Annotated in this window: 11 protein-coding genes and 5 pseudogenes; 6 read left to right on the top strand and 10 right to left on the bottom strand. The window is 59.5% G+C overall.

The window, feature by feature from the left end:
* The 5 genes and pseudogenes from FNJ47_RS40005 to FNJ47_RS39990 form a co-directional block, all read right to left on the bottom strand.
* Positions 1-210, bottom strand: a 210-nt coding sequence (locus FNJ47_RS40005) for a transposase (RefSeq protein ID WP_163161500.1), incomplete at its 3' end; no start/stop codon positions are given.
* Between the two features lie 67 nt (positions 211-277).
* A pseudogene (locus tag FNJ47_RS40000) lies at positions 278-412 on the bottom strand (integrase); the annotation flags it as partial.
* Positions 409-915, bottom strand: a complete 507-nt coding sequence (locus tag FNJ47_RS51845; protein WP_236000363.1) for a tyrosine-type recombinase/integrase — start codon at positions 913-915, stop codon at positions 409-411. The gene FNJ47_RS51845 and the pseudogene FNJ47_RS40000, both read right to left, overlap by 4 nt.
* A gap of 14 nt (positions 916-929) precedes the next feature.
* On the bottom strand, positions 930-1,337 hold the full coding sequence (locus FNJ47_RS51840) for a hypothetical protein (protein ID WP_236000361.1): 408 nt from the start codon (positions 1,335-1,337) through the stop codon (positions 930-932).
* Positions 1,334-2,293 carry a tyrosine-type recombinase/integrase gene (locus FNJ47_RS39990; protein ID WP_163161498.1) on the bottom strand — a complete coding sequence of 320 codons (960 nt, stop codon included), beginning with the start codon at positions 2,291-2,293 and terminating at the stop codon, positions 1,334-1,336. Before FNJ47_RS39990 ends, FNJ47_RS51840 begins: the two co-directional genes overlap by 4 nt.
* Positions 2,294-2,595: 302 nt before the next feature.
* On the opposite strand from FNJ47_RS39990, the pseudogene FNJ47_RS39985 reads away from it, so the two are divergent.
* The 5 genes and pseudogenes from FNJ47_RS39985 to FNJ47_RS39970 all read left to right on the top strand — a co-directional run.
* Positions 2,596-3,060: pseudogene (locus tag FNJ47_RS39985) on the top strand (helix-turn-helix domain-containing protein); the annotation flags it as partial.
* Between the two features lie 528 nt (positions 3,061-3,588).
* Complete coding sequence (gene ltrA / locus FNJ47_RS39980) at positions 3,589-4,848, top strand: group II intron reverse transcriptase/maturase (RefSeq protein ID WP_163161496.1); 1,260 nt, start codon at positions 3,589-3,591, stop codon at positions 4,846-4,848.
* Between the two features lie 79 nt (positions 4,849-4,927).
* A pseudogene (locus FNJ47_RS39975) lies at positions 4,928-5,422 on the top strand (IS630 family transposase); the annotation flags it as partial.
* A 202-nt stretch (positions 5,423-5,624) separates the two neighbouring features.
* A pseudogene (locus tag FNJ47_RS51835) lies at positions 5,625-5,747 on the top strand (transposase domain-containing protein); the annotation flags it as partial.
* Between the two features lie 52 nt (positions 5,748-5,799).
* A complete protein-coding gene (locus FNJ47_RS39970; RefSeq protein WP_163161494.1) occupies positions 5,800-6,030 on the top strand; it encodes a hypothetical protein in 231 nt (76 codons plus the stop codon).
* Positions 6,031-6,071: 41 nt separating this feature from the next.
* On the opposite strand, the gene FNJ47_RS39965 is transcribed toward FNJ47_RS39970, so the two are convergent.
* From FNJ47_RS39965 to FNJ47_RS39955, 3 genes are all read right to left on the bottom strand, one after another.
* A complete protein-coding gene (locus tag FNJ47_RS39965) occupies positions 6,072-6,329 on the bottom strand; it encodes a hypothetical protein (RefSeq protein WP_163161492.1) in 258 nt (85 codons plus the stop codon).
* Positions 6,286-6,468 (bottom strand): transposase, encoded by a 183-nt coding sequence (locus FNJ47_RS54870; protein ID WP_430649463.1) that lies wholly within the window; start codon positions 6,466-6,468, stop codon positions 6,286-6,288. The genes FNJ47_RS39965 and FNJ47_RS54870 overlap by 44 nt, the downstream gene beginning before the upstream one ends.
* A gap of 229 nt (positions 6,469-6,697) precedes the next feature.
* On the bottom strand, positions 6,698-7,762 hold the full coding sequence (locus FNJ47_RS39955) for an ABC transporter substrate-binding protein (protein WP_163161488.1): 1,065 nt from the start codon (positions 7,760-7,762) through the stop codon (positions 6,698-6,700).
* A gap of 806 nt (positions 7,763-8,568) precedes the next feature.
* Between FNJ47_RS39955 and FNJ47_RS39950 the strand changes: the two genes are divergently transcribed.
* Positions 8,569-8,916 carry a M20/M25/M40 family metallo-hydrolase gene (locus FNJ47_RS39950; RefSeq protein WP_163161486.1) on the top strand — a complete coding sequence of 116 codons (348 nt, stop codon included), beginning with the start codon at positions 8,569-8,571 and terminating at the stop codon, positions 8,914-8,916.
* A 279-nt stretch (positions 8,917-9,195) separates the two neighbouring features.
* Here the strand turns inward: FNJ47_RS39950 and FNJ47_RS39945 are convergent, their stop codons facing one another.
* Together FNJ47_RS39945 and tnpC are read right to left on the bottom strand one after the other, a co-directional pair.
* Positions 9,196-9,486 carry a hypothetical protein gene (locus FNJ47_RS39945; RefSeq protein ID WP_141340084.1) on the bottom strand — a complete coding sequence of 97 codons (291 nt, stop codon included), beginning with the start codon at positions 9,484-9,486 and terminating at the stop codon, positions 9,196-9,198.
* Positions 9,486-10,892 (bottom strand): annotated as a pseudogene (gene tnpC / locus FNJ47_RS39940) (IS66 family transposase); the annotation flags it as partial. The gene FNJ47_RS39945 and the pseudogene tnpC, both read right to left, overlap by 1 nt.
* Between the last annotated feature and the right edge of the window lie 339 nt (positions 10,893-11,231).

Below are 11,231 nucleotides of genomic sequence, written 5' to 3'. Positions count from 1 at the left end.
CAGGAGCTTCTTCAGTTTGGCGTTCTCATCTTCCAGTGCCTTCAGCCGCCTGGCCTCGGACACGTCCATCCCGCCGTATTTGGCCTTCCAGTTGTAAAACGTCGCTTCAGAGATGCCGTGCTTCCGCGCCAGATCGGCCGTCTTCGCTCCGGCCTCATGCTCCTTCAGCACCGCAATGATCTGCTCTTCCGTGAACCTTGCTCGCTTCATCTGTCCGTCCTTCGTCAGGCCGGACTCTAACTCCTTCTGGAGGATATTCTCAGGGGCAGGTCAGCACCTGTGCGAACATGAACAGCAGCCGGAACGTGTCCCTGTAGGAGGCGATCGTGTTGCCGCTAACATTGCGCTGGCGCATGAGGCGCTCGGTGAAGAAGCGCTCGGTCAACGTGGCGACATTGCAGGCGGGCTTCATGGCGTCACCTCCCACCGCCGATCGAGACGCCGCGCCGCTTCTTCCATCAACTCGGGGCAGGCCGAGAGATACCAGTAGGTATCACGCACGCAGGCGTGGCCGAGGTAAGTGGAGAGCACTGGGAGTTGCTGCTCGACGTCCTTGCCTTCGCGATACCAGTTGAGCAGCGTCCGGATGGCGAAGCGATGACGAAAGTCGTGGACGCGTGGCCTGGTACGATCACCCGGGCGCCGCAGCCCGATCTCTCGGGACAATCGCCAGAAGACGCGATGAACGTACTGGTGCAGCAAGCGGCCTCCCTGTTCGGCAACGAAGAAGGTCGAGCCGCAGCGTGATCCGAGCATCGCGTCGCGCCGGTGGGCGTAGTCGCGCAACGCGGTTCTCGTCGTCGGATGCAATGGCACGAGCCGCGACTTGCCGAACTTGGTCAGCCGCACCGTCAGCACGCCGGCGTCGAGGTCGACGTCATCACGTTCCAGGCCCATCGCCTCGGATATACGCATCCCCGTCACCGCGATCAGCCCGAACAGGGTATGGTAGGTCCATCGGCGCAGCCCGCCCGCTGGCGGCAGAGCCGCGCTGCCGTCAGCAACGCATCGGTCTCCGCGTCGCTGTAGACATAGGGCTTGGCGCGCTTCCATCCGGGCAGCATGCCGACGGGCGGTACCTCCGTTCTCGGATCAAAGTTGGCGACATGGTGCGCGAACCCGCGCACGTCGCTCAATCGCAGCGCCCAGGATGATGCATGACGATCGGGCGGCAGCGTTGCCCATTCCATTGCCAGCTTCGTCGTGATGATCCTGGCTTTGCGCTTCTCCATGAAGACGACGAAGTCGGCGAGCCGACGGGTCTGGTGCTCGTACTTGTATCCAAACCCCTTGCGCATGCTCAGGTACTTATCGAGTGCGGCGCGCAGATTGGTCATTGCACGCCTCCCGGCCAGGGCAGGCTCAATGTTCTCAACGCATCGATATCGACCTTCGCGTAAATCCGGGTAGTGTCGTGGTTCTCGTGCCGCAGCAACTGTCCGATCTCCGACAAGGTCGCGCCAGATCGGAGAAGCGCGCTAGCGAGACTGTGTTGGAAGATATGGGCACCGCGGTGTGCGCAACCGTCGATTCCAACGCGATCGAGGGCGGCCTTGGCGATCATGGTGATCGCACATCCGGAAGCAAACCCGATGTGCGGCGCGAGTGTGCGGACGAACAACCGTTGGCACGACGACTTTGGGCGGCCACTGCGCAGATATGCAACGATGGCTGCGGCAACGTCTGGCGGTATCGGCATCCGTGCACGCTGTCGGCCCTTGGCGCGAACGAGTATCTCGCTGGCGCGCCAGTCGATATCATCGAGGGTGAGCGTCGCGACCTCATCGGCCCGCAGACCGGGCTTGGCCAGCAACAACAGAATGGCGTAGTCGCGCCGTCCCATCACCGTCTTTCGGTCGCAACCGTCGAGAGCCTTCCGCACCTGTGCGGCAGGCAGATAGGTCGGCAGAGTTGCGAGCTTCCATCGCCGGATCGATGGAACGCAATCCGCCAACGGGCGCGCGTTCAGCCCCCGATGGTGAAGGTAACGGATAAAGGCGCGCAACGACCAGCACATCGCCTTTCCTGTTCCCGGGCTCCAATCCTGGGCGTGGCGCTCAATGTAGCGGATCACGTCCTCTTGGTTGATCTTGCACAGGGCGGCGACGCCGCCGGAGCACACCTCGTGCAAAAACCTGCGGATGACCGGGAGATGGCGTACGATGGACCTCGGGGCCAAGCCGCGCTCTGATCGCAGGTAGGCATCGAACTCCTTGAAGATCCGTTCGTGCGGGGTGAGAGGCGGCAGCACCAACGGCGCGATCGCGACTTCCTCGCGCAGCGCTAACACCATCGCTTGAGCGCGGCCCGGTCACCGGGTTGGATAGACTGCCTCCCGCCTTGTTGTCGGAGGTACCGCTCAACGACCTGCTCATCGAGATCGAACAGCTTGTAGCGACGGCCTGCGATCCAACTCAGGAGCCCGCCAACCACGTTGAGGCAACGCCACGTGCCGTGCCGAACGAGCCTCTCTTCGACGAGACGAGCGGCGTAGCGCTCGACTAGAGCGGTTCACGGCTTGATTGAATCGGAAGGGATTCCCGGTTTCGGGCGAATATGATTCAAGATGCTGGCTGGGCTGGAGGCCAGCATCCGATGGTCCGACCAATTTCCAACGATCTGCGTAAGCGTGCGGTTGCGGCAGTTGCAAAGGGCGAGAGCTGCCGTTCGGTGGCGTCGCGGTTTGGGGTTGCGGTGTCGTCAGTTGTGAAGTGGTCGCAGCGTTATCGAGCGACCGGCTCGGTGGCGCCCGGCAAGATGGGCGGCCATCGCAAACCCGTACTTGAGCCGCATCGCGCCTTCATCATGGAACGGATCGGTCAGACGCCGCATTTGACGCTTCACGCCCTCAAGGACGAGCTTGCCGCGCGCGGGATCAAGGTCTCCCACAATGCGGTTTGGCTATTTCTGCGACGCGAAGGGCTGCGGTTCAAAAAAACGCTGCTCGCCCTCGAGCGAGCTCGCGCAGACATCGCGCGTAGACGCCAGCGCTGGCGTTCATGGCAGGCCAATCTCGATCCCCGACGCCTGGTCTTTATCGACGAGAGTGTGCTGCAGACAGCGGAAGGAGTTCAACATGAACTAAGACCGATGGTGAAGCTGCGGGAAAGATGGGGGCGGGCCCCCCGAGATCAGCTTTCAGGGGCGGGTCTCAAACCAATCCGAGCTGCTGCGGTAAAGAGCTGTGGTGGTGAGCGTCGGATCAGAAGTTCGGAATATACCGAGCAGGTGAGTGTCCGAAAGACGAACGAAAGTGAACCCTCCGAAGACGCGTCGTTATGAATTCAAGTGTCGTCAAAACCAGGACCGTCTCGTCATCCTGGGACAAGTCCGCCAGATGCCTGACGACTGGGCGGGCGGCGACCGGCGTAGAGGGGGCGTGAGTCGGACACAGGCTTTCGCGTGGAACTGCAGGAACCAGGCTCTTGATGCCAAGGGAGAAGCGCAAGCGGTGCCAACCGCGAGGCGAGAGTACCGTTGCAAGAGACTGGGGCGGACCGATCCGTAGGAGCGTTGAGGGCCCTGTAATGGGGACGGAGCAAAGGGATCGGGTCAGGTAGTCGTACTCTTGGACCAACTGGAAACAGGATGACTTCGAACAGTGCGATAAACAAGCCGTTCTCGATTGAGAAGCGGCGAGTGTACGAAGCGTACAAGGCGGTCAAATCCAATCGCGGAGCGGCTGGAGTGGACGGACAGACCTTCGAGATGTTCGAGAAAGACCTTGCAGGGAATCTCTACAAGATCTGGAATCGGATGTCGTCGGGGGCGTACTTTCCACCTCCGGTGCTCGCCGTCTCCATTCCAAAGAAGACGGGCGGCGAAAGGACTTTAGGTGTGCCCACTATCAGCGATCGGATCGCGCAGATGGTGGTCAAACAGATGATTGAGCCGGAACTGGAATCCATCTTCCTGCCGGACTCTTACGGTTACAGGCCAGGAAAATCGGCTCTGGACGCCGTGGGCGTCACGCGTCAGCGGTGCTGGAAATATGATTGGGTCCTGGAGTTCGACATCAAAGGACTGTTTGACAATCTCCCGCATGATCTTCTGCTGAAGGCGGTCCGGAGACACGTGAAATGCAAATGGGCGCTGCTCTACATCGAAAGATGGCTGACGGCATCAATGGAAAAGGACGGGAAGCTCGTTGAGCGGATCTGCGGAACCCCGCAAGGGGGCGTGATCAGCCCAATACTGGCCAATCTGTTCCTGCATTATACGTTTGATCTCTGGATGGCGCGGACACATCCCGACCTTCCTTGGTGTCGGTATGCCGACGACGGACTGGTGCACTGCCGGACCGAGCAAGAAGCAGAAGCCATTAAGGCGCAGCTTCAAGCGAGGCTGGAAGTGTGTGGACTTCAGATGCATCCGACGAAGACGCAGATCGTTTACTGCAAGGACAACAGGCGTCGGCGAAGGTATCCGAGGATCAAGTTTGACTTCCTCGGATATCAGTTCAGGCCGCGGCAGGTGGCAACGTCACAGCGGAAGGAGTTCTTTTGTGGGTACACCCCGGCGGTTAGTCCGACAGCTTTGAAGGCCATGCGAGCGACGATCCGAAGCTTGCACATTCCTCGGCAAACGCCGGGGACGCTGGCTGAGATCGCCCAACAGATCAATCCGCTCCTCCGGGGGTGGATAGGTTATTACGGCCGGTTCAGTCGTTCGGCGCTGTTCTCTCTGGTCGACTACGTCAATCAGAAGCTGAGGGCGTGGATCATGCGAAAGTACAAACGCTTCCGGCTCCACAAAACCGGTGCTTCGCTGTTCTTGCGAAAGCTGGCTCGGAATAATGCGGAGCTGTTCGTACACTGGCAGTTGTTCGGGACGACCACGTTCACCTGATGGGAGCGGTGTGAACCGAGAGGCTCACGCACCGTTCTGCGAGAGGCCGGGGGTGAAAATCCCCCGGCCTACTCACCCCTGGATCAAGACCAACATGGCCCCACTGCGCGGATGGGGACCAAAAGGCGCGCGGGTGCGGAGCTTCACGCCACATGGTCATTGGCGGACGCTGACATTCCTGGGCGCCTTACGCTGTGACCGCCTCACTGCACCTTGCCTGTTCGACGGCCCGATCAACGGCGAATGCTTCCGCGCCTATGTTCAGCAGGTTCTCGTCCCGCAGCTTCAGCCGGGCGACATCGTGATCATGGACAATCTCGGCAGCCACAAGTCGGCTGCCTTGCGCAGCTTGATTAAAGCCGCCGGCGCCAGGCTCTGGTACCTGCCGCCATACTCCCCAGACCTCAATCCGATCGAACAAACCTTCGCCAAGATCAAGCACTGGATGCGTTCCGCCCAGAAGCGCACCATCGACGACATTTGCCGCCATATCGGCAGCCTCATCACGACCATCCAGCCCAACGAATGCGGCAACTACTTCGAAAACGCAGGATACGCTTCTATTAAAACGTGAAACGCTCTAGCCGTCCGTACGGCCCGCTTCTAAGACGCCGGTACAGCCGGCTTCTGCCCAAGTACTCTTCAACTTCCATCTTCCTGTTCTCCGCTGTTGAAAGCGGAGGAACAGAACGAACTATGCCGAACCGACCAAACGCCGGTCAGCTAGAAATCTGGGGAAAACGACCCGACTCGGCATAGTTCGGCGGGCGGCATAAACCTGTAAGCTGAATCACATTGATCCGCTGGCCTAGATCACCGATGTGCTCACCAGGATCGTCAACGGTCACCCGAACCGCCAACTCGACAGTTTGTTGCCATGGGCCTGCGGAAACGGCTAGAATCCGGCCTGAGCGAAGAAAATCGACGAACCGACATTCTTGAGGCGTGCCGATGAGCGACAAGAACATCTTGTGGCAACAGGACGGGGTAGATCCCGGTTGGTTTACAGCCGAACACATCGGGTCGATCAGAAACAGCACGAGTTACCGCCCGGGTGGTTGGTGGTTCTTGCCTGCTTGGCTGCCCGACACGCAAGAACACGACGTTGGTCCGTTTAAAACCAAGACTGCGGCACTAGCTGAAGCGGAACGGCTGGCAGCCCACCACAAACGAAAAACATAGAGATCAGCTAACGTCTCGAACCCGTGTGTTCGGAACAGCGCTTACGACAGGAGCACGGAATTGACGGTTGCACGGGGGCTCACCGGGGCTCGCCAAGCATAATAGCCAGCTGGCGAGACCTCGAGCACAGCGCACATCAGCCGTACCGGATAGGCGTCGCGGTGATCCTCAATGAAGCGGAAGCTCATGTCCGGGTTCCGGCAAAGATCGCGACAGTTTTTTAGAATATCGCGCTCCATGCGCAGCCGCTCATTCTCAAGGCGCAGCGGGGCAATCTCTGCAGCTTGGTCCGCCGACATCGGCGGTCGCCTGCGTGGTGGGGCGCCGCGCCGCCGATGTCGGCTCCTGCCGGAACTTGTCAACCCAGCGCCGCAGCACCGAGTCGCGCAGACCGAGCTCCTTGGCAACCGATGTGATCGAACGACCATTCGACACCACCAGCTCAGCGGCCTAGCGCTTGTAGTCCCCCATAAACGATCGGCGTTGACGTCCTTCCACTCGATACCCCCCGGCTCTTCGAGCCTACTACAGGTGTTCACTCATTCCGAGGAGGTTCACTTGCGCACCAATCTGCTCCTCCGGTTCATAAGGATCTTCCTTAGAGACAAACGCAGTTTATCCAGGGGACAGGCCAGACAGACGCGTCTCTTGCTGGGGTAGGGACACATCAGGTCTGAATCCATTCCTTGAAACGAGACTGAACCCTCTCGTGGTTATCTGACCAGTACGCGTTATTGATCACCAAGTTCTTGGGATCGCGGAGATTTGGTTGCCACTTGCGCGCCGCTTCCGACAACATTGCGCCGGCTTTCATGGATACCGGTATTAGACCAACGGCCTCCTCCAGCCGCGCTTGAACTTCCGGGCGCAACATGTAAGCCAACAACCTCATCCCGTTTTCTTTGTTCGGCGCGCCCTTGACCACTACAAACTGATCAGCGAATATCAACACTTGGTCCAAGGAGAATGCCATCGGTTTCCCACCGCCGGGCTCCATCGTTGCTTTGACCCGATTACTGTAGGTCATGCTAAAATCGATCTCGCCTGTTTGTAAGAGCGAGATGGATTGAGTGGTGGTAGCGGTCCACACGGCAATGCTTGGCTTGATTCGCTCGAGCACCTTGAAGGCGCGATCCACATCCAGAGGATAGATGTCCTTTGGCGCCACGCCGTCGGCGAGCAGTGCTGCCTCCAGCGTACTAGGGGCGTCGGGGCGCAGAGCACGCCGACCTGGAAACATTGTTATGTCGAAGAACTCGGCAAAATTCGATGGATGCTTTCCAGGTCCAAACTTCTTGGGGTCCCAAGCTATTCCTTGAGCAAACATCTGAGCCGTGACGATGTCGCTGGTAGGTGGGATTACCAAATCGGCGACATCGAACATAGATGGATCAAGCTTTTCCCAATAGCCTTGCTTCGAACCAAATGCAGCATCCGGGCCACCCAAATTTACAACATCCCATTCGATATTGCCGGTCAGCAACTGTGCCTTGATTTTTGCCATCTCATGGATGGGCACGATATTGACCTTGATTCCTGTCTCCTCCGTGAATGGGTTTAGCACCGTCTTTGTTAAACTTTCTTGGTAACTGCCGCCAGTCGATGTCAACGTGACAGTATCAGAGGTAGCAAAGGCGCGCGACGCCTTCAGGATCATCGGCGCCGCAACCCCTCCGGCCGCGCAGGCGAGAAAGGAACGGCGTGACACTTTTGAGAATGGCTGTGTGTTCATTGGTGCTCTCCCATTTCTGTTGGTTGCAATCTAACGAGCCGCGTCAACTTAAACTCGTCCGGTTTGATCCGGCACCAGGAAGCAGTACCTAAGCGATTTGCCTCAATGCCGGACCCGGGAAATGCCCAGGCTTTTCCGCTTGTCTGGCAACGCGTAGTCCAACGACCTGCGTCGCCACTCTTTGTCTAAGTTTACCAGTCGCTAGCAGGCGCATTTTGGCGCACTGTCGCAATTCGCTGCGGAAATCCTGCGCGTTTCTTTCGGATTTCGGTCCTTTTGTGCGAGTAACTCTGCATTGATCTGACAGGCGAACCGTCCCATGGAGACGCAAAGACAATCGTAGATGCCCACTTAGCAAGGTGCTGGCATTGGGACCGTCGTCGTGCCAAATAGGTTGGGGGCTTGCGGCGGCAAGTACGACTGAAGGCGATCGCAAAACAGCGTAAAGCCAGTGCGGCGCCCGTATGCCAGGGCGAATGTCTAGCTCAGAAACTCTTCTCGAACACCTTGAGCACACGCACAGAGAAAGAAGCTTTCGCCGGCGCGTGATTCACTTCGCCACGAAATCGATCCAGTCATGCGCCGGCCACATCCGCTTCGACCAGACCGCCGCGTCCTTGCTCAAGGTCGTTGGAGGTTGTCCGCCACTCTGACGAAGCGCGCCTCAACTTAGGGACTATCTCTGCGCCCACAGCGCCAATCCCAAACCCTGCTGCGGGGCCGCCCCAACTGAGATCATCATCGGAAAGCACTAGCCGGGGAACCATCTGCTGGATTACTCCACTATGGGCGCAGGCTCGGATACGATGCAGATTTACGCTTGGGAAGGATGGCACAGGAAACCGCTCTCACCGCATGGCGGACTGCAACTCGCATTAATGCGTCGCCTTGCCCGGTTTTCACGCGCGATTCCGGCGAGCGTGGACGCAAAGATCGGAAAAACTCGCTTCGAAGGCGTCGCTAACATGCATCGTGGTCCGGCCGAATGCATCGTCCGCACAGGCGAGCCCCCCGTCATCAACGATGCTGAAATGGTGAGACGCTTCCGGCAAGTCGCTCATGAGACGCTCGGCGGCGAAACCTTGACCACGAAAAAGCGAGCAGCTGGCAGCGACGACTTTGGCTTCTACGCGGCATGCGTACCGTCGATGTAGTTCTGGATCGGTACCCGTGCAGCCGGCAACGAGTCATTGGTGCATACGCCAACATTCGGCGTCTCCGATGATCATCTCATTCCCACGACGGAGCTCACCGTCAGGTATGTCCTCGATCTGCTGAATCCCTGAGAACGCCGATAGATATGTAGGCATCGGTGCAAAGCCACCGATGCTCTTCATCGGCTATGTCGAGAAGACTCGCTCAATGTCACGAGGCGCGGACGCGTCCTTATCCGTAAGCATGCGGCGTAGGCCGCGGGCGGGCTGGTTTAGCGGCTAAACCTCGGGCTTTTCGGCCTTCGGCTTAACGATCGCCGCGAGTACCTGGCGGCGTTCTTCAATGATCCAAGGAGCGTCCTTGTGGATTGCGATCAGCTCTTTGAGGTTCTCGATCCCGTCATCGGTGAACGCCATCACCCCGTCTTCACCGACGCCGACGACCCATAGCTGGCCATCCTCGGTGTCCATTTCTTCGGCGACCTCGAACAGCCATTCCTCGTCTTCGCCGAGCATCTCAGCGACATGGCTGAGAGTGAACACGTGGCTGACCTTGTTGACGTGTCCCATCAAGCCGCCTGTGCCGCAAGGCCTTGCTGTTGCGCTGTCTTCCAGTTCCAGGGCAGCAGCTCATCGAGCCTGTGGGCGGAGTGGGTGGCGATGCGAGCGAGTACATCGGCGAGCCAGGCCAGAGGATCGACGTCGTTCATCTTGGCAGAGACGATGAGGCTATACATGGCGGCGGCTCGGCGTCCTCCGCGGTCGGACCCACAGAATAACCACGACTTTCTGCCCAATGCGATGCCGCGCAGCGCTCTTTCGGCTGCATTGTTCGAGAGGCAGACGCGGCCATCGTCGAGGAAGCGGGTGAAGGAGGTCCAGCGCTTGAACATGTAGTTCATGGCCTTGGCCAGATCGTGACCGCGGGTGAGCTTGGCGCACTGCTCGCGCATATAGGCTTCCAGATCGGCGACCAGCGGCGCGCTCTGCGCCTGGCGAACAGCTCTTCGGTGATCGGCGCTTTGGCCATTGATAGAGCGCTCTATCTCGAACAGAGCGTCGATGCGGCGCACGATCTCCATGGCGACGGGCGAGATGACGATCTCCTGCTTTCCGGCCGCTTTGCGCCGCGCGTTCTCCTCAAGATCCGCCATCGCGAAGAACGGCCGCCGGGCATGGACCCAACAGGCCGCTTCCCTGATAGGCCCAGGACTTCGTTGGGGCTCGTAGAGTTTGGTGTATCCACCGAAGGCGTCGGCCTGCAGGATGCCGCTATAGTTGGTCAGATGCGCCTGCGGATGCTCGCCCCTTCGATCGCGCGAGTAATAAAACATTGCTGCCGGCGGATCTGAACCGCCGAAGGGGCGGTCGTCCTTCACATAGACCCAGCATCGAGCGACATCGCACTTGCCCAAGGCCAACACGGGCACGGTGGTGTCGTCGCCGTGGAGGCGTTCAGCTGCCATGACGTGTTCTTCCAACAGGCGCGATAGCGGCTCCAATACCGTGCAGCAAGCCCCAACAGCGTCGGCTGCGGTCGACAGACTGACGGGCACGCCCTCCAGCGCGTAACGCTCAGTCTGCCGGTTCAGAGGCTGATGCTGGCCGAACTTCTCATAGAGTAGCATGGCCAGCAGGCTCGGCCCCGCCCATCCTCGCGGAATCACATGGAATGGCGCCGGTGCCTGACTGATTTTCTCGCAGTCCCGGCAGGTGAACTTTTCCCGCACCGTCTCGACCACTTTCCACTGGCGCGGTACTGATTCCAGGGTTCGGGTCACATCCTCACCAAGCTTGCGCAGGCGATTGCCGCCGCAGCATTCACACGTCGTTGGCGAATCGATCACCACGCGCTCGCGGGGAAGATGATCAGGGAAGGTATTGCGTTCGGGGCGCGTGCGCGTAAATCCGCGCACAGTCGTTGTCCTGGCGACAGCTCTCTCGGCCGCAAGCTCGTCTTCGGTGGCGCTGGATTCGGTACAAACCGCGGATCGTCAGCTTGCGTTGACGGCGCCGCGTGAACACCAGTCCTGTGCGACAGACTTTCCTAGATCACTTTGACGAGCTGCTCTTCGCCGAACCGCTGCCGCCAGCGCGTCATCGACGATCGATCGAACGGCAGCCGGTGGCAGAAGCTCAACTCGCCGCAGAAGTATTGTCGAGTAGGCCGAGGGAGTCTCGCCCTCGGCCGCTCTCCGGTAGGGTCGAGGACTGGCGCGCCAACAGGTCTCTCGACCTTGCCACGTTTCCAGCCCCCTCCACGTCGCACGCAGCATGCGGATTTCCCGCACTGCGCGCCCCCATTTGCTTCGCTC

Source organism: Bradyrhizobium uaiense (assembly GCF_010811875.1).
GTDB classification, from domain to species: Bacteria; Pseudomonadota; Alphaproteobacteria; order Rhizobiales; family Xanthobacteraceae; genus Bradyrhizobium; species Bradyrhizobium uaiense.
This window is presented reverse-complemented; position numbering and strand designations above follow the sequence as displayed.

Excerpts from the sequence above, each read along its gene's own strand:
- FNJ47_RS39965 (WP_163161492.1), bottom strand. The coding sequence starts at position 6,329 with ATGTCGGCGGACCAAGCTGCAGAGATTGCCCCGCTGCGCCTTGAGAAT.
- FNJ47_RS39970 (WP_163161494.1), top strand. The coding sequence starts at position 5,800 with ATGAGCGACAAGAACATCTTGTGGCAACAGGACGGGGTAGATCCCGGT.
- FNJ47_RS39990 (WP_163161498.1), bottom strand. The coding sequence starts at position 2,293 with ATGGTGTTAGCGCTGCGCGAGGAAGTCGCGATCGCGCCGTTGGTGCTG.
- FNJ47_RS39945 (WP_141340084.1), bottom strand. The coding sequence starts at position 9,486 with ATGGGACACGTCAACAAGGTCAGCCACGTGTTCACTCTCAGCCATGTC.
- FNJ47_RS51845 (WP_236000363.1), bottom strand. The coding sequence starts at position 915 with ATGCGTATATCCGAGGCGATGGGCCTGGAACGTGATGACGTCGACCTC.
- FNJ47_RS51840 (WP_236000361.1), bottom strand. The coding sequence starts at position 1,337 with ATGACCAATCTGCGCGCCGCACTCGATAAGTACCTGAGCATGCGCAAG.
- ltrA (WP_163161496.1), top strand. The coding sequence starts at position 3,589 with ATGACTTCGAACAGTGCGATAAACAAGCCGTTCTCGATTGAGAAGCGG.
- FNJ47_RS39950 (WP_163161486.1), top strand. The coding sequence starts at position 8,569 with ATGCAGATTTACGCTTGGGAAGGATGGCACAGGAAACCGCTCTCACCG.
- FNJ47_RS39955 (WP_163161488.1), bottom strand. The coding sequence starts at position 7,762 with ATGAACACACAGCCATTCTCAAAAGTGTCACGCCGTTCCTTTCTCGCC.